The 24,615-nt window shown below is 59.6% G+C and carries 24 protein-coding genes; 14 read left to right on the forward strand and 10 right to left on the reverse strand.

The features are described 5' to 3' along the window. The first annotated feature begins 25 nt into the window (after positions 1-25). The 4 genes from HU718_RS24255 (at position 26) to HU718_RS24270 (ending at position 6,583) form a co-directional block, all read left to right on the forward strand. The gene (locus HU718_RS24255; protein ID WP_175553337.1) at positions 26-1,090 is read left to right on the forward strand and encodes an imelysin family protein; all 1,065 of its coding nucleotides are present in this window, start codon (positions 26-28) and stop codon (positions 1,088-1,090) included. A 14-nt stretch (positions 1,091-1,104) separates the two neighbouring features. Continuing rightward, positions 1,105-2,205, forward strand: a complete 1,101-nt coding sequence (locus HU718_RS24260; protein WP_186615391.1) for a DUF1513 domain-containing protein — start codon at positions 1,105-1,107, stop codon at positions 2,203-2,205. 180 nt (positions 2,206-2,385) lie between these two features. Beyond that, a complete protein-coding gene (locus tag HU718_RS24265; RefSeq protein ID WP_186615389.1) occupies positions 2,386-3,534 on the forward strand; it encodes an efflux RND transporter periplasmic adaptor subunit in 1,149 nt (382 codons plus the stop codon). Between the two features lie 13 nt (positions 3,535-3,547). Next, on the forward strand, positions 3,548-6,583 hold the full coding sequence (locus tag HU718_RS24270) for a multidrug efflux RND transporter permease subunit (protein ID WP_186615387.1): 3,036 nt from the start codon (positions 3,548-3,550) through the stop codon (positions 6,581-6,583). A 168-nt stretch (positions 6,584-6,751) separates the two neighbouring features. On the opposite strand, the gene HU718_RS24275 is transcribed toward HU718_RS24270, so the two are convergent. From HU718_RS24275 to colR, 5 genes are all read right to left on the reverse strand, one after another. Continuing rightward, complete coding sequence (locus HU718_RS24275) at positions 6,752-6,979, reverse strand: hypothetical protein (protein ID WP_038369054.1); 228 nt, start codon at positions 6,977-6,979, stop codon at positions 6,752-6,754. A gap of 2 nt (positions 6,980-6,981) precedes the next feature. Further along, a complete protein-coding gene (locus tag HU718_RS24280) occupies positions 6,982-7,698 on the reverse strand; it encodes a lipopolysaccharide kinase InaA family protein (protein WP_150729713.1) in 717 nt (238 codons plus the stop codon). Between the two features lie 4 nt (positions 7,699-7,702). After that, complete coding sequence (locus HU718_RS24285) at positions 7,703-8,371, reverse strand: class I SAM-dependent methyltransferase (RefSeq protein ID WP_150729712.1); 669 nt, start codon at positions 8,369-8,371, stop codon at positions 7,703-7,705. Between the two features lie 161 nt (positions 8,372-8,532). Further along, a complete protein-coding gene (locus HU718_RS24290; protein WP_150729711.1) occupies positions 8,533-9,807 on the reverse strand; it encodes a sensor histidine kinase in 1,275 nt (424 codons plus the stop codon). Next, a complete protein-coding gene (colR, locus tag HU718_RS24295; RefSeq protein WP_095123294.1) occupies positions 9,807-10,478 on the reverse strand; it encodes a two-component system response regulator ColR in 672 nt (223 codons plus the stop codon). Before colR ends, HU718_RS24290 begins: the two co-directional genes overlap by 1 nt. 221 nt (positions 10,479-10,699) lie before the next feature. On the opposite strand from colR, the gene HU718_RS24300 reads away from it, so the two are divergent. Next, on the forward strand, positions 10,700-11,443 hold the full coding sequence (locus tag HU718_RS24300) for a phosphatase PAP2 family protein (RefSeq protein ID WP_150706935.1): 744 nt from the start codon (positions 10,700-10,702) through the stop codon (positions 11,441-11,443). Positions 11,444-11,635: 192 nt separating this feature from the next. Here the strand turns inward: HU718_RS24300 and groL are convergent, their stop codons facing one another. The 4 genes from groL to HU718_RS24320 all read right to left on the reverse strand — a co-directional run bounded on the left by groL (position 11,636) and on the right by HU718_RS24320 (position 15,160). After that, positions 11,636-13,282, reverse strand: coding sequence for a chaperonin GroEL (gene groL / locus HU718_RS24305; RefSeq protein WP_007916609.1), 1,647 nt, complete (start codon positions 13,280-13,282; stop codon positions 11,636-11,638). Between the two features lie 50 nt (positions 13,283-13,332). Further along, complete coding sequence (locus HU718_RS24310) at positions 13,333-13,626, reverse strand: co-chaperone GroES (RefSeq protein ID WP_007916610.1); 294 nt, start codon at positions 13,624-13,626, stop codon at positions 13,333-13,335. Positions 13,627-13,886: 260 nt separating this feature from the next. Next, the gene (locus HU718_RS24315) at positions 13,887-14,363 is read right to left on the reverse strand and encodes an FxsA family protein (protein ID WP_102901046.1); all 477 of its coding nucleotides are present in this window, start codon (positions 14,361-14,363) and stop codon (positions 13,887-13,889) included. Between the two features lie 65 nt (positions 14,364-14,428). Continuing rightward, on the reverse strand, positions 14,429-15,160 hold the full coding sequence (locus HU718_RS24320; protein WP_186615385.1) for a HugZ family pyridoxamine 5'-phosphate oxidase: 732 nt from the start codon (positions 15,158-15,160) through the stop codon (positions 14,429-14,431). Positions 15,161-15,323: 163 nt separating this feature from the next. Between HU718_RS24320 and HU718_RS24325 the strand changes: the two genes are divergently transcribed. Further along, entirely contained in the window at positions 15,324-16,082 is a 759-nt protein-coding gene (locus tag HU718_RS24325) for an SDR family oxidoreductase (RefSeq protein ID WP_053123391.1), read from the forward strand. A gap of 135 nt (positions 16,083-16,217) precedes the next feature. On the opposite strand, the gene apbC is transcribed toward HU718_RS24325, so the two are convergent. Next, positions 16,218-17,312 (reverse strand): iron-sulfur cluster carrier protein ApbC, encoded by a 1,095-nt coding sequence (gene apbC / locus HU718_RS24330; RefSeq protein ID WP_110718854.1) that lies wholly within the window; start codon positions 17,310-17,312, stop codon positions 16,218-16,220. A gap of 225 nt (positions 17,313-17,537) precedes the next feature. Between apbC and metG the strand changes: the two genes are divergently transcribed. From metG to HU718_RS24370, 8 genes are all read left to right on the forward strand, one after another. Further along, positions 17,538-19,589, forward strand: coding sequence for a methionine--tRNA ligase (gene metG / locus HU718_RS24335; RefSeq protein WP_110718855.1), 2,052 nt, complete (start codon positions 17,538-17,540; stop codon positions 19,587-19,589). 131 nt (positions 19,590-19,720) lie between these two features. Then, entirely contained in the window at positions 19,721-20,290 is a 570-nt protein-coding gene (locus HU718_RS24340; RefSeq protein WP_102901039.1) for an Rnf-Nqr domain containing protein, read from the forward strand. Next, positions 20,287-21,495 carry an electron transport complex subunit RsxB gene (gene rsxB / locus HU718_RS24345; RefSeq protein WP_150706939.1) on the forward strand — a complete coding sequence of 403 codons (1,209 nt, stop codon included), beginning with the start codon at positions 20,287-20,289 and terminating at the stop codon, positions 21,493-21,495. Before HU718_RS24340 ends, rsxB begins: the two co-directional genes overlap by 4 nt. Then, positions 21,482-22,465: an RnfABCDGE type electron transport complex subunit D gene (locus HU718_RS24350; RefSeq protein ID WP_186615383.1), complete on the forward strand. Its 984-nt coding sequence runs from the start codon at positions 21,482-21,484 to the stop codon at positions 22,463-22,465. Before rsxB ends, HU718_RS24350 begins: the two co-directional genes overlap by 14 nt. Next, positions 22,462-23,067 (forward strand): RnfABCDGE type electron transport complex subunit G, encoded by a 606-nt coding sequence (locus HU718_RS24355; RefSeq protein WP_186615381.1) that lies wholly within the window; start codon positions 22,462-22,464, stop codon positions 23,065-23,067. The genes HU718_RS24350 and HU718_RS24355 overlap by 4 nt, the downstream gene beginning before the upstream one ends. Then, entirely contained in the window at positions 23,064-23,645 is a 582-nt protein-coding gene (locus HU718_RS24360; RefSeq protein ID WP_186615379.1) for an Rnf-Nqr domain containing protein, read from the forward strand. Before HU718_RS24355 ends, HU718_RS24360 begins: the two co-directional genes overlap by 4 nt. Then, a complete protein-coding gene (nth, locus tag HU718_RS24365; protein WP_016986660.1) occupies positions 23,642-24,280 on the forward strand; it encodes an endonuclease III in 639 nt (212 codons plus the stop codon). Before HU718_RS24360 ends, nth begins: the two co-directional genes overlap by 4 nt. Before the next feature lie 106 nt (positions 24,281-24,386). Beyond that, positions 24,387-24,560: a PA3496 family putative envelope integrity protein gene (locus HU718_RS24370; protein WP_186615377.1), complete on the forward strand. Its 174-nt coding sequence runs from the start codon at positions 24,387-24,389 to the stop codon at positions 24,558-24,560. Positions 24,561-24,615: the final 55 nt, after the last annotated feature.

Below are 24,615 nucleotides of genomic sequence, written 5' to 3' on the forward strand. Positions count from 1 at the left end.
ACTGATAAAGAATCGGGAGCCCGACATGTTCCGTCCCAAGCTACTGTTCACCAGCCTTGCTGCGCTCGCCCTCGGCGCCTGCTCGCCGCAGGATCCGCAAGCGGTCACCTCGGCGGCCATCGCCAAATCGGTGATCCTGCCGACCTACACCCGTTGGGTCGAAGCCGACAAGCAACTGGCGGTCAGTGCCCTCGCCTACTGCCAGGGCAAAGAAACCCTGGAGACCGCCCGCGCCGACTTCCTCCACGCGCAGAAAGCCTGGGCCGAGCTGCAACCGCTGCTGATCGGCCCGCTGGCCGAGGGCAACCGCTCGTGGCAGGTGCAGTTCTGGCCGGACAAGAAGAACCTCGTCGGCCGTCAGGTCGAGCAGTTGGTAGTCGCGCAGCCGCAGATCGATGCAGCCGCGCTGGCCAAATCGAGCGTGGTCGTGCAAGGCCTGTCGGCTTACGAATACATCCTGTTCGATGCCAAGCCTGACGTCGCCAACGCCGAGCAGAAAGCCAAGTATTGCCCACTGTTGATCGCCATCGGCGAGCGTCAGAAGCAACTGGCGGAAGAGATTCTGCAGGGCTGGAACAACACCGACGGCATGCTCGCGCAGATGAGCAAGTTCCCTAACCAGCGTTACGCCGACTCCCACGAAGCGATCGCCGATCTGCTGCGTGTGCAAGTCACCGCACTGGACACCCTGAAGAAAAAACTCGGCACGCCAATGGGCCGCCAGAGCAAAGGCGTGCCACAGCCGTTCCAGGCCGACGCATGGCGCAGCCAGTCGTCCCTGACCGCGCTGGAAGCCAGCCTCGCCGCTGCCAAAACCGTGTGGGAAGGCGTCGACAACAAAGGCCTGCGCGGTCTGTTGCCCGCTGAGCAAAAGCCACTGGCCGACAAGATCGATGCCGCTTATGCCGCGTCGCTGAAACTGTTCGACAGCACCCAGCGCTCGCTCGGCGAAATGCTCGAAGACGACGCCGGTCGTCAGCAACTCAACGACATCTACGACAGCCTCAACGTCGTCCATCGCCTGCACGAAGGCGAACTGGCCAAGGCGCTGGGCATTCAACTGGGCTTCAACGCCAACGACGGTGACTGATGAGGGCAAGTGCCATGCTGCGACGTCAGGTTCTGACTTTAGGTAGTGCACTGCTGGGAGCAGTGACGCTGGGCGGCTGGACGCTGTTCAAACGCAAGGATCAGAGCCCGCTGTTGCTGTCGGCGCGCGACGACACCGACGGCAAGCACTACGCCGTCGGCTATCGTCTGGATGGCACGCGGGTGTTCGCCACCGAAGTCGGCCAGCGTTGCCACGACATCATCAATCACCCGACGCAGCCGATTGCGCTGTTTGTCGCACGTCGCCCGGGCACCGAAAGCTACCTGATCGACCTGCGCGACGGTAAGTTGCTGCAGACGGTGACGTCGCAGCCGAACCGGCACTTCTACGGCCACGCCGTGGTGCACAAGGACGGCGAGTACCTGTACGCCACCGAGAACGACACCACCGATCCCGGCCGTGGTTTGCTCGGCGTGTACAAGTTCGAAGGCGCGCGGCTGCTGCACACCGGCGAGATTTCTACCCACGGCCTCGGCCCGCATCAAGTGTCGTGGATGCCCGACGGCGAGACGCTGGTGGTGGCCAATGGCGGGATTCGTACCGAGGCGGAAAGCCGCGTCGACATGAACCTCAACGCCATGGAGCCAAGTCTGGTGCTGATGCAGCGCGACGGTACGTTGTTGAGCAAGGAAACCCTCGCCCAGCAGATGAACAGCGTGCGCCATCTGGGCATCGCCAGCGATGGCACCATCGTTGCCGGTCAGCAATTCATGGGCGCCTCGCATGAGCGTTCGGAACTGTTGGCGATCAAGCGTCCGGGTCAGCCGTTCGTGGCCTTCCCGGTGCCGGAGCATCAGTTGCAGTCGATGGGGCATTACACCGCCAGCGTTGCCGTGCACAGCGACTTGCGTCTGGTCGCCCTGACGGCGCCGCGTGGCAACCGCTTCTTTATCTGGGATCTGGACAGCGGCGAAGTGCGCCTCGATGCACCATTGCCTGATTGCGCTGGTGTCGGTGCGGTGAAGGACGGTTTTGTCGTGACCTCCGGGCAAGGACGTTGCCGGTACTACGATTGCCGTCAGGATGAACTGCTGGCCAAGCCGCTGGAATTGCCGGCGGGGCTCTGGGACAACCATCTTCAGTTGATGGCGTAAAACAGCCTTAAAAGATCGCAGCCTGCGGCAGCTCCTACATTGGAATGCACTCCCCTGTAGGAGCTGCCGCAGGCTGCGATCTTTTTGCGCCCCCCTGTAAGAACTGCCAGTTGGAATCCCCCCTCCACTCGGAGTAATGTGCCCGCCTGTCTCACCTGATTTATCCAAGGAACTGGAAATATGCTGCGTCGCCGCATGCTGATCATGTTGGGTGTTGTTTTGCTGATCGTCCTGGTGCTGGGCGGGTACAAAGCCTTTTCGATCTACACGATGATCCAGGGCTTTTCCAAGCCGAAACCGCCGATCAGCGTCGCCGTGGCCAACGCCACCGAGCAACCGTGGCAGCTGCGCCTGCCCACCGTCGGCACGCTCAAGGCGCTGCAAGGCGTCGAGCTGAGCCTGGAAGTCGCCGGCACCGTCACCGAACTCAAGTTCGAATCCGGACAGAAGGTCAAGGCCGGGCAACCGCTACTGCAACTCGACAGCGCCGTCGAAACCGCATTGCTGGAAACCGCCAAAGCCGATCTGGGTCTGGCGCAACTGGACTTCGGCCGTGGCGCGCAACTGGTCGACAGCCGCGCGATCTCCAAAGGCGAGTACGACCGCCTCTCCGCCGTTCTGCAAAAGAACAAGGCCACGGTCAATCAGCTCAACGCCTCGCTGGCAAAAAAACGCATCCTCGCGCCGTTCAGCGGCACCATCGGCATCCGTCAGGTCGACGTCGGCGACTACCTCGCCAGCGGCAGTAAAATCGCCACGCTGCAGGACCTGAGCAGTCTCTACGCCGACTTCTATCTGCCCGAGCAATCGGTGCCGAAACTGGCCATCGGTCAACCGGTGCAAATCTCGGTCTCCGCTTACCCCGGGCAAAACTTCGCCGGCAAGATCAGCGCGATCAACCCGATCGTCGAAAGCACCACGCGCAACATTCTGATTCGAGCCACCCTGGCCAACCCCGACGGCAAACTGCTGCCGGGCATGTTCACCAGCCTTGAAGTGCTGCTGCCCGACCCGCAGAAACATATCGTCGTGCCGGAAAGCGCGATCACCTACACCCTCTACGGCAACTCGATCTACGTGGTCGGGCAGAAGAAAGCCGAGGACGGCAGCGTCGAAAAGGATGACAAGGGCCAACCGGTGCTGATCGCCGAACGCCGCTTCATCGAAACCGGTGAACGCCGCGGTGGCCTGGTGATGATCAACAAGGGCGTGCAGAGCGGCGAACAAGTGGTGACGGCCGGCCAGATCAAACTGGACAACGGCGCCCACATTGCCATCAGCGACGACAAGACCCTCGGCGAGCAGAACAGTCCGCCCCGCGCCGACTGATCAAGGAATCCCCATGGCTTTTACTGATCCGTTCATCCGCCGCCCGGTGCTCGCCACCGTGGTCAGCCTGTTGATTGTGTTGCTCGGCTTTCAGGCCTGGAGCAAGTTGCCGCTGCGCCAATACCCGCAAATGGAAAACGCCCTGATCACGGTGACCACCGCCTACCCCGGGGCCAACGCCGAAACCATTCAGGGTTACATCACCCAGCCGATGCAGCAGAGTCTGGCCAGCGCCGAGGGCATCGACTACATGACCTCGGTCAGTCGGCAGAACTTCTCGGTGATCTCGATCTACGCACGCATCGGCTCCAACACCGACCGTTTGTTCACCGAGTTGCTGGCCAAGGCCAACGAGGTGAAAAACAAATTGCCGCAGGACGCCGAAGACCCGGTGCTGAGCAAGGAATCGGCCGACGCCTCGGCGCTGATGTACATCAGCTTCTTCAGCAAGGACTTGAGCAACCCGCAGATCACCGATTACCTGTCCCGGGTGATCCAGCCAAAACTGGCAACCCTGCCGGGCATGGCCGAGGCGGAGATTCTCGGCAATCAGGTGTTCGCCATGCGCCTGTGGCTCGACCCGGTGAAACTCGCCGGTTTCGGCCTCAGCGCCGCCGACGTGACCAATGCGGTGCGCCAGTACAACTTCCTCTCCGCCGCCGGCGAAGTGAAAGGCGAGTACGTGGTCACCAGCATCAACGCCAACACCGAACTGAAATCCGCTGAAGCCTTTGCGGCGATTCCGCTCAAGGTCAGTGGTGACAGCCGCGTGCTGCTCAGCGATGTCGCGCGGGTGGAAATGGGTGCGGAAAACTACGACTCGATCAGCTCGTTCGGCGGCACGCCGTCGGTGTACATCGGCATCAAAGCCACACCCGGCGCCAACCCGCTGGATGTGATCAAGGAAGTGCGCAAGCTGATGCCCGAGCTGGAAGCACAGCTACCGCCGAACCTGAAAAGCGAAATCGCCTACGACGCCACATTGTTCATTCAGGCTTCGATCGATGAAGTGGTGAAAACCCTGTTCGAAGCGGTGCTGATCGTGATTGTCGTGGTGTTTCTGTTCCTCGGCGCCCTGCGTTCGGTGGTGATCCCGGTGGTGACCATTCCGCTGTCGATGATCGGCGTGATGTTCTTCATGCAGATGATGGGCTACTCGATGAATCTGCTGACGCTGCTGGCGATGGTGCTGGCCATCGGTCTGGTGGTGGACGATGCGATTGTCGTGGTGGAGAACATCCACCGGCACATCGAGGAAGGCAAAACGCCGTTTGATGCGGCGCTGGAAGGCGCACGGGAAATCGCCATGCCGGTGGTCTCGATGACCATCACCCTGGCGGCGGTGTACGCGCCGATCGGTTTCCTCACCGGGCTGACCGGGGCGCTGTTCAAGGAGTTTGCGCTGACCCTCGCTGGCGCCGTGGTAATTTCCGGGATCGTCGCCCTGACCCTGTCGCCGATGATGTGCGCATTTTTGCTGCGCCATGAGGAAAACCCCAGCGGCCTGGCACATCGGCTCGACCGTATCTTCGAAGGTCTCAAGCGCCGCTATCAGAGCATGCTGCACGGCACGCTGAACACGCGGCCGGTGGTGCTGGTGTTCGCGGTGATCGTGTTGTGCCTGATCCCGGTGTTCCTCAAGTTCACCAAATCGGAACTGGCCCCGGATGAAGACCAAGGCATCATTTTCATGATGGCCACTGCGCCGCAGCCGACCAACCTTGATTACCTGAGCACCTACACCGACGAATTCATCAAGATCTTCAAGGAATTCCCGGAGTACTACTTCTCGTTCCAGATCAACGGCTACAACGGTGTGCAGGCGGGGATCGGCGGCTTCCTGCTCAAGCCGTGGAACGAGCGCAGCCGCACGCAAATGCAGATCCTCCCGGAGGTGCAAGGCAAACTGGAAGGCATACCGGGCCTGCAGATTTTCGGCTTCAACCTGCCCTCCCTGCCCGGCACCGGTGAAGGCTTGCCGTTCGAGTTCGTGGTCAACACCGCCAACGACTATGAACTGCTGCTGCAAGTGGCTGAGCGGATCAAGAAACGTGCGATGGAGTCGGGCAAGTTCGCCTTCGTCGATCTTGATCTGGCGTTCGACAAACCCGAGGTGGTGGTCGATATCGACCGCGCCAAAGCGGCGCAGATGGGCGTGTCGATGCTCGATCTGGGCAGCACGCTGGCAACGCTGCTGGGCGAGGCGGAAATCAACCGCTTCACCATTGATGGGCGCAGCTACAAAGTGATTGCTCAGGTCGAACGGCCGTATCGCGATAACCCGGACTGGCTGAACAACTACTACGTGAAAAACACTCAGGGCGAGTTATTGCCGCTGTCGACGCTGATCAAGGTCAGCGACCGCGCACGACCGCGCCAGCTCAATCAGTTCCAGCAACTTAACGCCGCGAAGATTTCCGGTTTCCCGTTGGTGAGCATGGGCGAAGCCATCGACACCGTATTGCAGATTGCCCGCGAAGAAGCACCGGCCGGGTTTGCTTTCGACTATGGCGGCGCCTCACGCCAGTTTGTGCAGGAAGGCAGCGCGTTGTGGGTAACCTTCGCACTGGCGCTGGCGATTATCTTTCTGGTGCTGGCGGCGCAGTTCGAGAGCTTCCGCGATCCGCTGGTGATTCTGGTGACGGTGCCGTTGTCGATCTGCGGGGCGCTGATTCCGTTGTTCCTTGGCTGGTCGAGCATGAACATCTACACCCAGGTCGGGCTGGTGACGCTGATCGGTCTGATCAGCAAGCACGGGATCCTGATCGTCGAGTTCGCTAACCAGTTGCGCAAGGACAAAGGCCTGACGGCGCGTGAAGCCGTTGAGGAAGCGGCGGCGATTCGCTTGCGGCCGGTGCTGATGACCACGGCGGCGATGGTGTTTGGCATGGTGCCGCTGATTCTCGCCACGGGTGCCGGTGCGGTCAGCCGCTTTGATATCGGCATGGTGATTGCCACGGGGATGTCGATCGGCACGTTGTTTACCCTGTTTGTGCTGCCGTGTGTTTACACCCTGCTGGCGAAACCCGATCCCAAGCCAACCGCATAACCCTGTGGGAGCGAGCCTGCTCGCGAAGGCGGTGTGTCAGACACCATAAGTATTAACTGACAGACCGCTTTCGCGAGCAGGCTCGCTCCCACAGGGGGCCAGACCCGAATTCCTGGCATAAAAAAAGGCCTCGCATCTGCGAGGCCTTTTATGTGGGCTTCAATCGTTTCAACTTTGCGGCCTCATCCCTTGAGAGAGTCCGAACATGAACAACAACAGATCATGATCGGGTTGGGTCGCCACGGAGGCTTTCGCCACCCGTGGGACTGCGCAGTGGGCGTCGTCTACGGACGCGCCAACCACCTGCATGCGGGGCTGCTCCCAGGCAGCCACCGCCAATGACGCAACTGCCAAGGCTCCAACCAAAAACAAACCTCGTGCAATTTCTAGTTTCATCGCTATAAACCTTTGATAGCGCTGCCAAACGCCGTCTCATAAAAGTAGACGAGTTTCTTCCAGTCCGCGTCGCGGAACGACGAGTGGCGGCGCAATTGCTTCATGTCATGGGAGGCAGCGCGATAGGCGGTCAGACGCTGGCGGCATTTCTCCAGATCGATCAAAGCGACCTCGACCTTGGCCGACTCGCCTTCACCGGTCACCCGCACAAACACGTGTTTGATGTAGATGCAGCTGTGCTGCCAACGGCCCTTGTGCATGCGCGCCAGGTTCTCGGCGAGGTCCTTGAGCACACGCTCATACACCCCGTCGCCACACTGATCGCGACCGCCGGCCGCCGCCAGCCAATGTTCCAGTTCCTGGAAACCGTCCAGCGATTTGGTGACCAGCAGTGCACGCCATTTGTGCTGCGGATCAGGCTGGGCGCCGCAGAAAACGATTTCCGGCACGCGCACACCGAGCTTGCTCACGCCGGTCAGTGCGTCGAGTTCGCGCAATACGGTCGGACGGCCGAACGGATGCAACCAGCTGCGGTAGATATGTCCGGTCTGACGCTTGGCGTACAGCAGTTGTCCATCGCGCCCCACGACCCTTTGCACACCGCTTTCGCCACCGCGTCGAACATTGGGTTCTTCTACCCACTCGCCGCGCTGGTTCCAGTAATAGTCAAAGCGATCTTGCGAAGCGACTTCCGTTTCTGCTGCCAATTGCACTGCCATCCTGTTACCTCTTGCGTAATACGTAAACTCGCCACATGGCATAGAGCGGAATAAAGTCCAGTTGTTCCTGAATTCGAAAACCTGCCTCCTCGAACTCCTTTTCGACCGTAGCGGCCGGTAACACAAAGCGATTCTGATACTCGCGTTTGTCACGGTTGCGCTCGGCACGCTGGCGTTTCCAGGCCTTGAAATTGCCGTCGACCCACAGCGAAACAATCACACTGTCCCGGGTGACACGCTCGAACTCGCGCAGAATCGCCCGGCGGTGCTCGGCTTCACCGATGTGATGAAGCAGACGCATGCAGAAGATGCTGTCGACGGCGTTATCCGGCAAGGCAATGTCGAACGCAGATGTGTGCAAGGGTTGTACCCGTTTCACCACATCGGCCGGTTGCGCTTGCATGGCCGTCGTGATCATCGACTCGGAATTGTCCGCGCCGATGATCACCCGGTTGGCCTTTTCGCCCAGCAATGGCCAGAACCGCCCTGCACCGCAAGGCAGATCCAGCACCAGCCCCGGTTCGCCGACCAGCGCCAGCGCCTTGCGAGCCAGTTGTTCATCACGCCAGTGAGAGAGCCGACGTCCAAGGCTTTCCTTGTGCTTGCGCAGATATTTCTGCGCGTGCTGATCGTCGTACTTCTCGGAAAAATCGAGTTTGATCGGGCCGGCCATCACCAGGACTCCTGAATTGCTGATGGCACCACCTTAGGGAGCGGCGTGTCAGCGTCAGGTCATCCATTTGTGAAAAAAATGTCAGGTAAACAGACAAATTATTACAGCGTTATACAGGATTCAGACAGGTTAGAGGGAGTAGCCTTGCGCCACCCCCTGCGTCAGATTTTGCCAAGATCCACTTCGAAGCGGCAGCCATTCGGTTCCATCGTGCTCAGACTGACGGTCCAGCCCTGGTTCTCGCAGATCCGCTGCACCAGCGACAACCCCAGCCCCAGCCCTTCGCCGCGCTTTTCGCTGCCACGCACGAAAGGCTCGAACATGGCTTCGCGCTTTTCTTCCGGGATGCCGACGCCGGAGTCTTCGACCGCGAAGCCGTTGGCAGTTAGTGTCAGGCGAATGAAGCCTTTTTCGGTGTAATGCAGCGCGTTGCGCAACAGGTTGCCCATCACGGCACTCAACAGGGTCGCGTTGTAGCGAATGTCTGATGGACTGCCCGGTTCGAAGACCAGTTTCAAGCCCTTGCTCTCGATCGGCCCGCGCCACAGACACAACAGATTTTCGGCGACTTGTGAGAGGTTTTGCTGAAGTGCCATGCCGGCATCTTCATGCTGGGCGCGCGCCAGCATCAGGAAGGTTTGCACCAACTCGCGCATTTCCTCACTGGCGCGAGCAATACGCTCGACCTGGGAGCGACCACGCTGGTCGATCCCCGGGTTTTCCAGCAGCAGCTCGCAGGAACTGGCCAGCACCATCAGCGGCGTGCGCAATTCATGGCTGACGTCGCTGGTGAACAAACGCTCGCGTGTCAGCGCCTGACGCAGGCGCCCCAATGTGGCATCGAAGGCCACCGCCAGCTCACCCACTTCGTCAGCCGCATAATCCGGTGCCAGCGGTGGTGCCAGCCCAAGTAACTGGTCGCGGTGGCGCACCTGCCGGGCCAAGCGCACCACCGGCGCCATCACCTTGCGCGCGAGCACCCAGCCAAGGAACACCGCCAGAGCCAGGCTGAGCACGAACCCCACCAGCACCACGGCAAACAGGACACGCTCACGCTCTTCGAAATCGCTTTGATCCTGCAGCAATACGTAACGTCGACCGTCGACGATTTCGACCATCGCGTGATACGACAGCTGCTCGCGAAACACTTCATGGAAACCTGAATCGAGGTGGCGCAGATCCTTGGGCAACTCGAAATCGCCCGGTCCGCCGCTGAAATAGAACAACTGATCCGGCTCCGGACGGTGGCTCCAGTCCGAGACGTTGTCCATCAGTAGCAGACGCTGCAAATCACCGCCCAGCCCCGCCGAAATCAGCTTTTCTTCGACAAGGTGCACGGTCGCGACGATGCCCATGGCAAAGGCACCGGCGACCAGGGCGCTCATCAAGGCGAAGGCGATGATGATCCGCTGGGAAAGGCTTTGCTTAAACTCCATTACACATCGGCCAGCCGGTAACCCACGCCGTGCACGGTGTGCAGCAATGGTTTGGTGAACGGTTTGTCGATCACCTGACGCAATTGGTGAACGTGACTGCGCAGGCTGTCGCTGTCCGGGCAATCATCGCCCCACAGCGCTTCTTCGAGAATTTCCCGACGCAGGACGTGCGGGCTCTTCTGCATCAACACCGCCAGCAACTTGAGGCCGACCGGGTTGAGCTTGAGCAATTTACCGTCGCGGGTCACTTCCAGCGTGTCGAGGTCGTAGCTCAGATCGGCGACCTGCAGCGCCCGACGGCCACCACCCTGCGCACGGCGCATCACCGCTTCGACCCGCGCAGCCAGCTCGGACAAGGCAAATGGCTTGATCAGATAATCATCAGCCCCGGACTTGAAACCCTGCAGACGATCGTCGAGCTGATCACGAGCAGTGAGCATGATCACCGGCGTGTCGCGGCGGGCATCTTCACGCAGGCGCTTGCACAGGGTGTAGCCGTCGATGCCCGGCAACATGATGTCGAGCACGATCAGGTCGTAATGCTCGGTGGCGGCCAGATGCAGGCCCGACAAACCGTCCTGGGCGCAATCGACGGTATAGCCTTTGAGGCCCAGATAATCGGCCAGATTGGCCAGGATGTCGCGGTTGTCTTCGACCAACAGAATTCGCATGGGCACCTCCTCCGTACGGGGTAACGGCCTACTTGGCCCGCGCAGCTTACGGCCAAGTGTGGCTCAGGGCTAGGCGTGTGTCGGGTTGTTTAGCGATAAAAATGCTCATTGCGCACGCCAACGTTTTTTTCACTTTCGGTTAACAAATCGGCGACGCCCGCACGCGCAGACTCCGCGCGGTTGCGCTCCTCAGAACATACTTACCGACCAAGGAATTGCCCATGGCGTCGACTTCTGCCCGTCCCGTTTCCAGGCCACTGAATTTCTGGTTGTGTCTGGGAATACCCGCCGTCGCGGCGGTCATTCTGGTACTGCTCGAATTGACCGAGCTGGACATGTATCTGGCCCGCCTGTTCTACGACCCGGTTGCCGGCGACTTTATCGGGCGGCACAGTTTTTTTCTTGAAGACATCCTTCACGATCGCGCCAAGCAGGTAGTGATCGCGTTCTCGGTGTTTGCCATCCTGGGCTTCATCGGCGCGTTTTTCCTCGACAGACTAAAACCGTTCAAGCGTGAGCTGGGCTGTCTGGTGCTGTCGCTGGGCCTGGCGACCTCGTTTGTCACTCCGGTCAAAGCCGTGACTGCGGTGCAATGCCCGTGGAGCCTGGAGCAATTCGGTGGCCATGAAACCTATAGCAAGTTGATGGAGCATCGCCCACAGACCGACAAGCCCGGGCGTTGCTGGCCGGGTGGTCATGCGGCGACGGGGTTTACTTTGTTTGCGTTGTTCTTTGTCCTGCGTGATCGCCGTCCGCGTCTGGCCAGACAGGCGTTTATCTTTGCCTTTGCATTGGGTTCGGTGTTCTCGATCAGCCGGATGATGCAGGGCGCACACTTCTTCTCGCACAACGTGTGGACGGCGATTTTCTGCTGGCTGATTTGTCTGGGGTCGTATTACTGGGTGCTGTATCGCCCGGCGGTGAAGGCCGAGGCCGTGGTCAAGGCACACCCCATCAGCGCCTGAATATAGATCCCATTGTGGGAGCGAGCCTGCTCGCGAATGCGCTGTGTCATTCAACATTAATGCTGGCTGATCCGCCCCCTTCGCGAGCAGGCTCGCTCCCACAGGGGTTTGGGGGTGACGCTGATATTTGGGCAATAAAAAACCCCGCTGACTTTCGCCAGCGGGGTTTTGCGTTACAGGGGTAAGGCTGGCTTACATCATGCCGCCCATGCCACCCATGCCGCCCATGTCTGGCATACCGCCGCCAGCAGCGCCGTCTTTCTTCGGCGCGTCAGCTACAGCGGCTTCGGTGGTCAGGATCAGACCGCCGATCGACGATGCAGCTTGCAGAGCGGAACGAGTCACCTTGGTTGGGTCCAGGATGCCCATTTCGATCATGTCGCCGTACTCGCCAGTCGCAGCGTTGTAACCGAAGTTACCCTTGCCGTTCTTGACTTCGTTGACTACAACGCTTGGCTCGTCGCCGCTGTTGGCAGCGATCTGACGCAGCGGAGCTTCAACAGCGCGGCGCAGAACAGCGATACCGACGTCCTGATCAGCGTTGTCGCCTTTCAGGTCAACCAGGGTTTGCAGAGCACGGATCAGCGCAACGCCACCGCCAGGTACCACGCCTTCTTCAACGGCTGCGCGGGTTGCGTGCAGGGCGTCTTCAACGCGGGCTTTCTTCTCTTTCATTTCAACTTCGGAACCAGCGCCAACCTTGATCACTGCAACGCCGCCGGACAGCTTGGCCAGACGCTCTTGCAGTTTTTCACGATCGTAGTCCGAGGAAGTTTCAGCTGCCTGGGCACGGATCTGAGTGATACGCGCCTGGATATCAGCTTCTACGCCAGCACCGTCAACGATGATGGTGTTTTCCTTGGAGATGGTCACGCGCTTGGCGCTACCGAGGTTTTCCAGGGTAGCGGCTTCCAGGCTCAGGCCGATCTCTTCGGAGATAACGGTACCGCCGGTCAGAACAGCGATGTCCTGCAGCATGGCCTTGCGACGGTCGCCGAAGCCTGGCGCCTTGACGGCTGCGACTTTAACGATGCCACGCATGTTGTTCACAACCAGAGTCGCCAGGGCTTCGCCTTCAACGTCTTCGGAAACGATCAGCAGTGGGCGGCCGGCTTTGGCAACGGCTTCCAGCACTGGCAGCATTTCGCGGATGTTCGAGATCTTTTTGTCGACCAGCAGGATCAGCGGGCTGTCCAGCTCGGCAACCATGGTCTCTGGCTTGTTGACGAAGTACGGGGACAGGTAGCCACGGTCGAACTGCATGCCTTCAACAACCGACAGTTCGTTTTCCAGGCCAGTGCCTTCTTCAACGGTGATCACGCCTTCTTTACCGACTTTTTCCATGGCTTCGGCAATGATGTCGCCGATGGAGCTGTCGGAGTTGGCCGAGATGGTGCCGACCTGAGCGATGGCCTTGGTGTCAGCGCAAGGCTTGGACAGGTTCTTCAGCTCTTTGACGATAGCGATGGTCGCTTTGTCGATACCGCGCTTCAGGTCCATCGGGTTCATGCCGGCAGCGACGGCTTTCAGGCCTTCGTTGACGATCGACTGAGCCAGAACGGTAGCGGTGGTAGTACCGTCACCAGCGTCATCGTTGGCACGGGAGGCAACGTCTTTGACCAGCTGCGCGCCCATGTTTTCGAAACGGTCTTCGAGTTCGATTTCTTTGGCGACGGAAACGCCGTCCTTGGTGATGGTCGGAGCGCCGAAGCTCTTCTCGATGATCACGTTACGGCCTTTCGGGCCCAGGGTCGCTTTTACTGCGTCAGCCAGGACGTTGACGCCCTTGAGCATTTTTTTACGGGCGGAATCGCCAAACAGAACTTCTTTAGCAGCCATGATCGATATTCCTTGAATACTTTGTAGTAGCGGGAAAATGAACGGGGGTATCAGCCTTCGATAACAGCGAGGATTTCGTTCTCGCTCATTACCAGCAGGTCTTCGCCGTCGACTTTCACAGTGTTGCTGCCGGAGTAAGGACCGAACACAACCTTGTCGCCTTCTTTAACGGACAGTGCGCGCACTTCGCCGTTTTCCAGAGCTTTGCCCGGGCCTACAGCGAGAATCACACCGTGGTTGGCTTTTTCAGCAGCCGAACCTGGCAGGACGATACCGCCAGCGGTTTTCTTTTCTTCTTCGCTGCGACGGATTACGACGCGGTCATGCAGAGGACGAAGCTTCATTGTCGATCTCTCCTAATTGTGGTTTTCATCGGCCGGTGTATTCCCGGCGGGTTTAACAAATCCGGCCTGCGCCGGTTGCGGATCGTCAAGCGAGCCGCGGAAGTCTGACTGGCTCAAATGCCAGAAACCTTTCGGTGACCGATACATAAGGGCGCATAAGCTTATTACAAGGGCGAGGCGAAAAATTTTTCACCGATATGTTGCACAAAAGCAGCCCATAAACGAACACGGCACCCGAAGGTGCCGTGTCGATGCAGATGTTACTTGGAGTCGCGGTGTTCGAACTCGCCTTCGATCACATCACCCTCACGGCCGAGCGGCTGGCGCGGTGCAGGACCGCCACGGGGTTGCAGGTCGTCGGCGAACGCACGCTGACGCATGGCCTGCTCTTCGGCGCGCTGGCGCATTTTATTCGCCAGCAGACGACGCGTGAACGGCAGCAGCATGACCAGACCGACTACATCGCTGATGAAGCCAGGCAGGATCAACAGGCCACCGGCCAATGCCAGCATCAGCCCTTCAAGCATGGTTTGCGCAGGCAGTTCGCCACGGTTCAGGCTTTCACGGGCACGCAGGGCCGTAGCCAGACCGGCGACGCGCAGCACGAACACGCCGAACATCGAGCCGAGAATGATCAGCAGCAGGGCCGGGAAAAACCCGATGGAACCTGCCACTTTGACGAATACGAACAGCTCCAGCACTGGAAACAGCAGAAAGAGCAACAGAAAAGGGCGCATCAAAGTTTCCTCAACGCAAGAAATGCCTTGCAGTAAGCCTTAGATGACGTCGCCCTTTCGTGAATTCAAGCGTCGACCACTGCATTTTTTGGCCAGACCTGTGCGTGAGCCAATGAAACCAAGGCTTCGCGCACTTGTGTCGGCGTATGACAAGGGGCTTGAAACGGCAACCAGTACAGCGCCTGACCGATGCGCAGGTGCATGCCTTCGCTGTCGATCCCGGCCAGTTGCGCCGGCACGCTTTTCGGCAGACCGGCGAGGTCGACGTAGTGCGCGATGGCTTTGCCGTGGTCGGCGTTCATGTGCTCGACCATGCTGATTTCAGCCTTGCCAGCGAACGGATTGGCCAAGGTCAGTTGATCGACCCAGTGAATCGCGCCAAAACCGCCGATGTAGCGATGACGCACCGGGCTCAGTACCCAGAAATCGAAGTCGTGGGCCTTGTGATAGTTCTGCGAGTCAGGGAAATAGCGGTAATAACGCTCGGCCGCCGCTTCAATGCGGGCCGTGTCTTCGAGCTTTTGCGCCTCGGCCAGATAGGTCAGGCGACCAACGGCTTGCACGTCATCGGCCTCACGTTCGCCCACCAACATCGAGCATTTCGGGTCTTTTTGCAGGTTGTGGGTGTGCTGGGCAATACGGCTGATCAGGATCAGCGGCCGGCCCTGCTCGTCCAGGCAGTAAGGCACCACGGAGCCAAAGGGAAAACCGGGCATCGATTTGGAGTGGGTCGACAGCACTCCACGGTATTCCTTGAGAAGCAATTCTCGGGCATTCTTCGCCACTTCAACGCTCAATTTATGACTCCTTAAATAGAATCCGTCGAAAAAACGGACAGGCGCCGGGTATCAAGTCCCGGTCAGCCGGCGGGCAATTCTCATGTGCAACCCAGCCACGGCCGGTGCAGATCGGGAGTCGCTGAAAACAAAAACCACTCAGACCTGCTATCGGGGCATGCGAATGCAACTCAACGACAAAGTAATCATTATCACTGGCGGTTGCCAGGGTTTGGGCCGCTCGATGGCCGAGTATTTCGCCGGCAAAGGCGCGAAGCTGGCGCTGGTCGACCTCAATCAGGAAAAACTCGACGACGCGGTCGCGGCTTGCAAGGCCAAGGGCGTCGAGGCGCGCAGCTATCTGTGCAACGTCGCCAATGAAGAGCAGGTCGAGCACATGGTCGCTCAGGTTGCCGCCGACTTCGGTGCCATTCATGGCCTGATCAACAACGCCGGGATCCTCCGTGATGGCTTGCTGCTCAAGGTCAAGGACGGCGAGATGACCAAGATGAGCCTGGCACAGTGGCAGGCAGTGATCGACGTCAACCTGACCGGCGTGTTCCTCTGCACCCGTGAGGTGGCGGCAAAAATGGTCGAGCTGAAGAACAGCGGCGCGATCATCAACATCTCGTCGATCTCGCGTGCGGGCAACGTTGGCCAGACCAACTATTCGGCGGCCAAGGCCGGTGTTGCTGCGGCGACCGTGACTTGGGCCAAGGAACTGGCGCGTTATGGCATTCGTGTAGCGGGGATTGCACCGGGCTTCATCGAAACCGAGATGACCCTGGGCATGAAACCGGAAGCGCTGGAGAAGATGACCTCGGGGATTCCGCTCAAGCGCATGGGCAAGCCGGAAGAGATTGCGCACTCGGCGGCGTATATCTTCGAGAACGACTATTACACCGGGCGGATTCTGGAGATGGATGGCGGGTTGCGCATCTAAGCCACACCGCAAAACCAAATGTGGGAGCGAGCCTGCTCGCGAATGCGGTGGATCAGCCAACTAATGAGTTGAATGACACTCCGCTTTCGCGAGCAGGCTCGCTCCCACAGTTTTGCCCGGCGTTTACAGATAGATTTAATCGTCGCTGATGGTGATATTCGGCATCGCCGGCGTCGCCGCTTCCTGCAACACGATCCGCGCGCCGACGTGGCGGGCCAGTTCCTGATAGACCATGGCAATCTGGCTGTCCGGCTCGGCGATCACCGTTGGCTTGCCGCCATCGGCCTGCTCGCGGATCAGCATTGACAGGGGCAGCGACGCCAGCAGCTCTACGCCGTATTGGGTCGCGAGTTTCTCACCACCGCCCTCGCCGAACAGATGCTCGGCATGCCCGCAGTTCGAGCAGATGTGCACGGCCATGTTTTCCACCACGCCCAACACCGGAATGTTGACCTTGCGGAACATTTCCACGCCTTTGCGCGCATCCAGCAATGCCAGATCCTGCGGAGTGGTGACAATCACCGCGCCGGCCACCGGGACTTTTTGCGCCAACGTCAGCTGAATGTCACCGGTGCCTGGCGGCATGTCGATGACCAGATAGTCCAGATCGCCCCATGCGGTTTGCGTGACCAGTTGCAGCAACGCGCCCGAGACCATCGGCCCGCGCCAGACCATCGGCGTGTTGTCGTCGGTCAGGAATGCCATCGACATGACTTCCACGCCGTGCGCCTTGAGCGGCACAAACCACTTCTGATCCTTGACCTCTGGGCGGGTGCGCTCGGGGATGCCGAACATGATGCCTTGGCTCGGGCCATAGATATCGGCGTCGAGAATGCCGACCTTGGCGCCTTCACGGGCCAGGGCCAGCGCGAGGTTGGCGGCGGTGGTCGACTTGCCCACACCGCCCTTGCCCGACGCCACGGCGACCACGTTCTTGACGTTGGCCAGCCCCGGGATCTGCGCCTGGGCTTTGTGCGCGGCGATGACTGTATTGATCTCTACTTTCGCGGCCGCGACACCGTCAAGGTTCTCGATGGCCAATTGCAGCATTTGCGCCCATCCGCTTTTGAACAGGCCGGCGGCATAACCGATTTCCAGCTGCACGGTGACGCGATCACCGACGATCTCGATGTGCTTCACGCAACCGGCGCTGACCGGATCCTGGTTCAGGTAAGGGTCGGTGTATTGGCTGAGGACGGCTTCCACCGCTGCGCGAGTGATGGCGCTCATGGGCAACTCCGATAACAAGACTGGGAAAAGATGGCGGGTATCCTACCTGAAAAAGATCGCAGCCTTCGGCAGCTCCTACAGGGGATTATGTGTAGGAGCTGCCGAAGGCTGCGATCTTTTGATCTTTGCTGTTTCTCATCCAATGAAACAGGTGCACAGGGTGAAAAATATGCGCCAGCGCTTTATAGTGGCCGACCTCCGTTTCATCAAGTAGCGAAGCCCCACATGTCCGAACCACGCAAGATCCTCGTCACCAGCGCCCTGCCCTACGCCAACGGTTCGATTCACCTTGGCCATATGCTGGAATATATCCAGACCGATATGTGGGTGCGCTTCCAGAAGCATCGCGGCAATCAATGCATTTACGTCTGCGCCGACGACGCCCACGGTTCGGCGATCATGCTGCGCGCGGAAAAGGAAGGCATCACCCCGGAACAACTGATCGCCAATGTGCAGGCTGAACACAGCGCCGACTTTGCCGAGTTCCTGGTTGATTTCGACAACTTCCACTCCACTCACGCCGAAGAAAACCGTGAGCTGTCGAGCCAGATCTACATCAAGCTGCGTGACGCAGGGCACATCGCCCAACGCTCGATCACCCAGTATTTCGACCCGGAAAAGAAAATGTTCCTGGCCGACCGCTTCATCAAGGGCACCTGCCCGAAATGCGGCACTGAAGACCAGTACGGCGACAACTGCGAAAAATGCGGCGCGACCTACGCCCCGACCGACCTGAAGGATCCGAAGTCGGCTATCTCTGGTGCCACCCCGGTGCTCAAGGATTCCCAGCACTTCTTCTTCAAACTGCCAGACTTCCAGCAAATGCTGCAGACCTGGACCCGCAGCGGCACCCTGCAAGACGCCGTCGCCAACAAGATCGCCGAATGGCTGGACGCCGGCCTGCAACAGTGGGACATCTCCCGCGATGCGCCGTACTTCGGTTTCGAGATTCCGGGCGAGCCGGGCAAGTATTTCTACGTGTGGCTGGACGCGCCAATCGGCTACATGGCCAGCTTCAAGAACCTCTGCGAGCGCACGCCGGAACTGGATTTCGACGCGTTCTGGGGCAAGGACTCCACGGCCGAGCTGTACCACTTCATCGGCAAGGACATCGTCAATTTCCACGCGCTGTTCTGGCCAGCGATGCTCGAAGGCGCAGGCTACCGCAAGCCGACCGGCATCAATGTGCACGGCTACCTGACCGTCAACGGCCAGAAGATGTCCAAATCGCGCGGCACCTTCATCAAGGCCCGAACGTATCTGGATCACCTGTCGCCGGAATACCTGCGCTACTACTACGCAGCCAAACTCGGTCGTGGCGTCGATGACCTCGACCTGAACCTCGAAGACTTCGTGCAGAAGGTCAACTCCGACCTGGTCGGCAAAGTGGTCAACATCGCCAGCCGTTGCGCCGGTTTCATCCAGAAAGGTAACGCTGGCCTGCTGGTCGGCACCAATGCCGCGCCAGAACTGACCGAAGCGTTCCTCGCTGCCGCGCCAAGCATTGCCGATGCTTATGAAGCCCGCGACTTCGCCCGTGCCATGCGTGAAACCATGGCCCTCGCCGACCGCGCCAATGCCTGGATCGCCGACAAGGCGCCGTGGTCGTTGAACAAGCAGGAAGGCAAGCAGGATGAAGTCCAGGCGATCTGCGCCACCGCCATCAACCTGTTCCGCCAACTGGTGATCTTCCTCAAACCGGTGCTGCCGTTGCTGGCCGCCGATGCCGAGGCGTTCCTCAACGTCGCCCCGCTGACCTGGAACGACCACACCACCCTGCTGGCCAACCACCAGTTGAACGAATTCAAACCGTTGATGACCCGCATCGACCCGGTAAAAGTGCAAGCCATGAGCGACGCCTCGAAAGAAGACCTGACCGCCAGCCAGACCGACACCGGTGCTGCTGCGCCTGCCGGCAACGGCGAACTGGCCAAGGATCCGCTGTCGCCGGAAATCGACTTCGACGCTTTCGCCGCGATCGACCTGCGCGTCGCGCTGATCGTCAAGGCCGAACACGTTGAGGGCGCAGACAAGCTGCTGCGCCTGACTCTCGATATCGGTGACGAGCAACGCAACGTGTTCTCGGGCATCAAGAGCGCTTACCCGGATCCGTCCAAACTCGACGGTCGCCTGACCATGATGATCGCCAACCTCAAGCCACGGAAAATGAAGTTCGGTATCTCCGAAGGCATGGTGATGGCGGCCGGCCCTGGCGGTGAAGAAATCTACCTGCTGAGCCCGGACAGCGGCGCCAAGCCGGGTCAGCGCATCAAGTAAGCGACTGTTGCAGATCGATCCCACCGGCGTGCCTCGCATGTCGGTGGGATTTTTCATATCTGGCCCACACACCGCGGCTGCCGGATAATGCCTAACCTTATGAGACACCCGCCCGTTTCACCGGCAGAACCATGACCGAACTCGTGCTAACGCTTGTCAGTGCCGCGCTGCTCAACAACTTCGTGTTGCACTGGCCGCTGGGCGTCGATCCGCTGTTGGCGGGCAGTCGTCGCCAGGTGCATGCGCTGGGACTGGCGACGTTGTGCCTGATGCTGGTCGTCGGTGTACTCGGTTACGCGCTCTGGCATTGGCTGTTGGTGCCATTGCAACTGGAAGCCCTGCACCTGTTCGTCTTCCTGCCGCTGAACGTGCTATTGATCGCACCGATCCTGAAACTGTTGGCGCACGGGCTGCCCGCTTGGCCATTCGACGGGTTGTGGGCGCTGTTGCTGGGCAATGCCGGCGTACTCGGGCTGGCACTGATCAATGTGCAAGACGATCAAGGCCTGTTGCACGCGACGGCTTTGAGCCTCGGTGCCGGGCTGGGCTTCTGGCTGGTACTGAGCCTGTTCCAGGATTTGCGTGAACGCACGGTCGATAACGATATTCCCCTGCCCTTCCGTGGCCTGCCGATCGATCTGATCGGCGCCGGACTGATCGCAGTGATTTTTCTCGGATTCAGTGGACTGATCAAAACATGAGTCTGATTCAACGCATCGATGCCCTTCTGCCGCAGACCCAATGCGGCAAGTGCGGCCATCCCGGATGCAAGCCGTACGCACAAGGCATCGCCGAGGGCGAGCCGATCAACAAGTGTCCGCCGGGCGGTGAAGAAACCATTGCGGCGCTGGCCGAGCTGTTGAAAGTGCCGGTGCTGGAACTCGATATCAGTCGCGGTTCGGCGCCGCCGCAGGTTGCCTATATCCGCGAAGCCGAATGCATCGGCTGCACCAAATGCATTCAGGCCTGTCCGATCGATGCCATCGTCGGCGCGGCAAAATTGATGCACACCGTGATCATCGATGAATGCACCGGCTGCGACCTGTGCGTCGCCCCATGCCCGGTGGATTGCATTGAAATGCACCCGCTGCCGCTCGGCACGCTGCCGGTGGTGGGAGGTCTGGCCTTCAATCTCGACGAGCAACGCGCTCGCGCAGTTAAACGTGATCACGCACGTCAACGCTTTGAGCGACGTAATGACCGTCTTCAACGCGAAGAACAACAGAAACAGGCTGAGCGTGAAGCCCGAGCGAAACGGGCGGCGCAACCTGAAGTGTCCGCAACCGACCCGGTGCAGGCGGCGCTGGAACGGGTGCGTGCGCAAAAAGCGGCGACCGCAGATGCGGCGTTGAAGAAAGCCAAGATCGATGTGGCCATGAGCCGTGCACAATTGCACAAGTCGTTGAAAGCTTTTGGCCATCCGCCGACGTTCGAGCAACAGTCGCAACTGATCGTGCTGCAGCAGCAGTTCGAGGTCGCGGAACACGCTTTGGCAAAACTCGAAACCAGCGCCCCGCCGGCCCCGATCGTCACGGCGCCGGCGAAAGATGCTGATTTGAAACGGGCGAAGATCCAACTGGCCATGCGCCGCGCCGAACTGAAAAAAGCGCAGACCGCCGAAGCCGCGCCGGAGCAGATCGCTACCCTGGAACAGGCTTTGCGCGATGCCGAGCAGGCTTTGCATGATGCTGAAGCGGCCAGCGAGCAGCCTTTGCCTGACCTGGTGCGAGTAGAAAAACGCCCTATCGACAGCCACCTTCGCCAGTTGAAAACCGAATTGGCCTACGCTCGCGCTAATCTGAACAAACTCGAACGCCGCGCCGACACCCCGGCCGAAACTCTCGACAAGGCCCGCGCCCGCCTGCAAGACGCCGAGCGCCAGGTGCAAGACCATGCCGCCCCTTGAGGCCCCGGACGATCGCCTGCAACAGGCGATGAAGCTGGTACTGCTGGCGACGTTGCCGGGGCTGCTGGCGCTGTTCTGGTTTTACGGTTGGGGCTTGTTGATCAATCTGATCCTGTCCGCCAGCACTGCGTTGGTGGTCGAGGCCGGTATTACCCGCCTGCGCCGGCAACCGTTGCGGCCCACCCTGAGCGACGGCAGCGCGCTGGTCAGTGCAACGCTGCTTGCCGCAGCCTTGCCGCCATATTGCCCTTGGTGGCTGACAGTGGTCGCGATCGCTTCGGGCCTGCTGTTTGGCAAACACCTGTACGGCGGCGTAGGCAAAAACCCGTTCAATCCGGCCATGCTCGGTTTTGCCCTGGCGATCGTGATGTTCTCGCAGCCGATGACGCAGTGGCCTGTCCACGGTATGAGTCTGCTCGACGCCGTCCAGCAGGTATTCAACCCACGGCAGGCGCCGGATGCCTGGGTTCAGGCCACGGCGCTGGACACCTTGCGCATCAACAAAAGCCTGACCATCGATGAACTCTTCGCCGCCAACCCGGCCTTCGGGCAATTCGGCGGACATGGCGTGGAATGGGTGAATCTGGCGTTTCTGGTTGGCGGGCTGTTTTTGCTGCAACGGCGAGTGTTCGGCTGGCACGCGCCGGTCGGTATGCTCGCCAGCCTGTTTCTGGTCAGTCTGCTGTGCTGGAATGGCTCAGGCTCCGACTCTCACGGCTCGCCAGTGTTCCACCTGCTGAGCGGCGCAACCATGCTCGGCGCATTTTTCATCATTACTGAACCGGTGTCCGGCGCCAAAAGCGCGCTCGCCCGCCTGCTTTTCGGTGTTGGCGTCGGGTTGCTGACTTATCTGATTCGTACGTGGGGTGGTTACCCGGACGGTGTTGCGTTTGCCGTATTGCTGATGAATCTCTGCGTACCGGCACTGGAACGCTTTGCCGTAAGCCGACAGGCACGGACGACGCCATGAACCGATTGACGAGTGCACTCACCCTGCTGCTGTTGACCATTGTCGGCGCCGGTACGACGTATCTGGTGCAACGCAGCAATGCCCCGCAGATTGCCGCCGAGCAACGCCTGATCGACAGCCACAAACTGCTCGATGTGCTCGCAATCAATAGTTACGACAATCAACCGCTGGAGCAGCCGCTGGCATTGGCGGATATTGTCTTGCCCCATAGCACGCTGACCGGCGGCTATCGCGCGACCCAGGCTGGGCGACCGGTAGCTGTGTTGTTGCGTAGCCAGTCCCAAGGTTATGCGGGCACTATCGAGTTACTGATCGCCATTGATGCCCAGGGAAAACTGCTGGGTGTGAAGTCCCTCAAGCAAAATGAAACTCCAGCGCTCGGCGGGCATTTGGGTGACTGGCCGAATGCCTGGCTTGGGACATTCACCGGCAAATCCAGTGATGAGCCGACGGATACCGGTTGGGCTTTGAAAAAGGATCAAGGCCAATTTGATCAGATAGCCGGGGCGACGATTACGTCCCGCGCGGCGATCAACGCGATCCATGACGCGTTGCGCTACTTCGATGCCCATCGAACGGTGCTGCTGGGGAGCGAACCATGAAGCGGATGGCAAAGCTGTCGAACTCATTGACGCTGGTAATCCTGCTGGGCACAACCAGCTCACTGGCGGGCGCGCTGGTAGCCGCTTTGATGTTCATCACTGTGGCCGGTGCATACGGCTTTTGTATGGCACCTTTGCGATGGCGTACGTCGGGGGCAAGGACATTGCTGGCGAGTTTGTTGCTCGCGGCTACGTTGACCAGTTGTGCGGAGATCTTCGCGCGACGCTGGTTCCTGCCATGGCACCATGCGTTTGGTCTTTACGCTGGCCTGATCGGGCTGCAGTGCGTGGTGCTGGAGCACCATGGATTTTTCCGCCAGACACTGACCGAGCGCCTCAGACTCAGCGCCGGATTTGGCGTTTTGATGCTGATACTTGCCGGGTTACGAGAGCTCGCGGGCCGCGGAACCCTCGGTCAGGGCCTGTTCGAACACTGGCAAGGTCTGGTCTTATTCAGTGCCGGGTTGCATTTGGCAACCGTGGTTCCCGGCGCTTTGATTTCGTTGGGGCTGCTGCTCGCAGCTCGTCAGGCGTGGACCGGCTCGAACTCTATTTTCAAGGAAACGCATCGCCCATGAATGCCGCAAAACGTCTTGAGATTTTTCGTCGACTGCATGAGGACAACCCCGAGCCGAAAACCGAACTGGCCTATACCTCGCCGTTCGAATTGCTGATTGCGGTAATTCTTTCAGCGCAATCGACCGACGTCGGTGTCAACAAAGCGACAGCGAAGCTGTTTCCGGTTGCCAACACGCCTTCAGCGATCCATGCACTGGGCGTCGAAGGGCTGTCCGAATACATCAAGACCATCGGCCTCTACAACAGCAAGGCCAAGAACGTCATCGAGACCTGCCGCTTGCTGGTCGAACGCCACGGCGGTGCAGTACCACAAACGCGTGAAGAGCTCGAAGCCTTGCCCGGCGTCGGTCGAAAAACTGCCAATGTGGTACTCAATACAGCTTTTCGCCAGTTGACCATGGCCGTCGATACGCACATCTTCCGCGTCAGCAACCGGACCGGCATCGCTCCCGGCAAGAACGTTGTCGAAGTGGAAAACAAGCTGATGAAGTTTGTACCCAGGCAATTCTTGCTCGACTCCCATCACTGGCTGATTCTCCACGGGCGCTATGTGTGTCTGGCCCGCAAGCCGCGGTGCGGTAGCTGCCGAATTGAAGACTTGTGCGAGTACAAACACAAAACATCGGACGATTGACCGGCTATTGGAATTATTGAATGGTCGATTGAAAAAATCTTTTTTACCCGACGCGGGAATGTCGATATAAGGAGCGCCAAAGGCAGTCTTAGTGTGGGAGTGATTTATGAGTACTGACAAAGAGGAACTGGAACTGGATGACGACACCACGGAGGCAGGTGACACTGAACCGGCGGTTGAAGTTGCCAAGACCAATCTGAGCAAGCGCCGCACTATCGACAACCTGCTTGAGGAGCGCCGACTGCGAAAGCAATTGGCCGAGTACGATTTTGATCTGTGAAACTTGAAAGCCTCCCGAACCGGAGGCTTTTTACTTTCTGCGACTCACTGAATTC

This window comes from Pseudomonas tensinigenes (assembly GCF_014268445.2).
Lineage (GTDB): Bacteria > Pseudomonadota > Gammaproteobacteria > Pseudomonadales > Pseudomonadaceae > Aquipseudomonas > Aquipseudomonas tensinigenes.

What these genes read in the sequence shown, in the direction of transcription:
- HU718_RS24255 (WP_175553337.1), top strand. Translation starts at nt 26, where the DNA reads ATGTTCCGTCCCAAGCTACTGTTCACCAGCCTTGCTGCGCTCGCCCTC.
- HU718_RS24260 (WP_186615391.1), top strand. Translation starts at nt 1,105, where the DNA reads ATGCTGCGACGTCAGGTTCTGACTTTAGGTAGTGCACTGCTGGGAGCA.
- HU718_RS24265 (WP_186615389.1), top strand. Translation starts at nt 2,386, where the DNA reads ATGCTGCGTCGCCGCATGCTGATCATGTTGGGTGTTGTTTTGCTGATC.
- HU718_RS24270 (WP_186615387.1), top strand. Translation starts at nt 3,548, where the DNA reads ATGGCTTTTACTGATCCGTTCATCCGCCGCCCGGTGCTCGCCACCGTG.
- HU718_RS24275 (WP_038369054.1), bottom strand. Translation starts at nt 6,979, where the DNA reads ATGAAACTAGAAATTGCACGAGGTTTGTTTTTGGTTGGAGCCTTGGCA.
- HU718_RS24280 (WP_150729713.1), bottom strand. Translation starts at nt 7,698, where the DNA reads ATGGCAGTGCAATTGGCAGCAGAAACGGAAGTCGCTTCGCAAGATCGC.
- HU718_RS24285 (WP_150729712.1), bottom strand. Translation starts at nt 8,371, where the DNA reads ATGGCCGGCCCGATCAAACTCGATTTTTCCGAGAAGTACGACGATCAG.
- HU718_RS24290 (WP_150729711.1), bottom strand. Translation starts at nt 9,807, where the DNA reads ATGGAGTTTAAGCAAAGCCTTTCCCAGCGGATCATCATCGCCTTCGCC.
- colR (WP_095123294.1), bottom strand. Translation starts at nt 10,478, where the DNA reads ATGCGAATTCTGTTGGTCGAAGACAACCGCGACATCCTGGCCAATCTG.
- HU718_RS24300 (WP_150706935.1), top strand. Translation starts at nt 10,700, where the DNA reads ATGGCGTCGACTTCTGCCCGTCCCGTTTCCAGGCCACTGAATTTCTGG.
- groL (WP_007916609.1), bottom strand. Translation starts at nt 13,282, where the DNA reads ATGGCTGCTAAAGAAGTTCTGTTTGGCGATTCCGCCCGTAAAAAAATG.
- HU718_RS24310 (WP_007916610.1), bottom strand. Translation starts at nt 13,626, where the DNA reads ATGAAGCTTCGTCCTCTGCATGACCGCGTCGTAATCCGTCGCAGCGAA.
- HU718_RS24315 (WP_102901046.1), bottom strand. Translation starts at nt 14,363, where the DNA reads ATGCGCCCTTTTCTGTTGCTCTTTCTGCTGTTTCCAGTGCTGGAGCTG.
- HU718_RS24325 (WP_053123391.1), top strand. Translation starts at nt 15,324, where the DNA reads ATGCAACTCAACGACAAAGTAATCATTATCACTGGCGGTTGCCAGGGT.
- apbC (WP_110718854.1), bottom strand. Translation starts at nt 17,312, where the DNA reads ATGAGCGCCATCACTCGCGCAGCGGTGGAAGCCGTCCTCAGCCAATAC.
- metG (WP_110718855.1), top strand. Translation starts at nt 17,538, where the DNA reads ATGTCCGAACCACGCAAGATCCTCGTCACCAGCGCCCTGCCCTACGCC.
- HU718_RS24340 (WP_102901039.1), top strand. Translation starts at nt 19,721, where the DNA reads ATGACCGAACTCGTGCTAACGCTTGTCAGTGCCGCGCTGCTCAACAAC.
- rsxB (WP_150706939.1), top strand. Translation starts at nt 20,287, where the DNA reads ATGAGTCTGATTCAACGCATCGATGCCCTTCTGCCGCAGACCCAATGC.
- HU718_RS24350 (WP_186615383.1), top strand. Translation starts at nt 21,482, where the DNA reads ATGCCGCCCCTTGAGGCCCCGGACGATCGCCTGCAACAGGCGATGAAG.
- HU718_RS24355 (WP_186615381.1), top strand. Translation starts at nt 22,462, where the DNA reads ATGAACCGATTGACGAGTGCACTCACCCTGCTGCTGTTGACCATTGTC.
- HU718_RS24360 (WP_186615379.1), top strand. Translation starts at nt 23,064, where the DNA reads ATGAAGCGGATGGCAAAGCTGTCGAACTCATTGACGCTGGTAATCCTG.
- nth (WP_016986660.1), top strand. Translation starts at nt 23,642, where the DNA reads ATGAATGCCGCAAAACGTCTTGAGATTTTTCGTCGACTGCATGAGGAC.
- HU718_RS24370 (WP_186615377.1), top strand. Translation starts at nt 24,387, where the DNA reads ATGAGTACTGACAAAGAGGAACTGGAACTGGATGACGACACCACGGAG.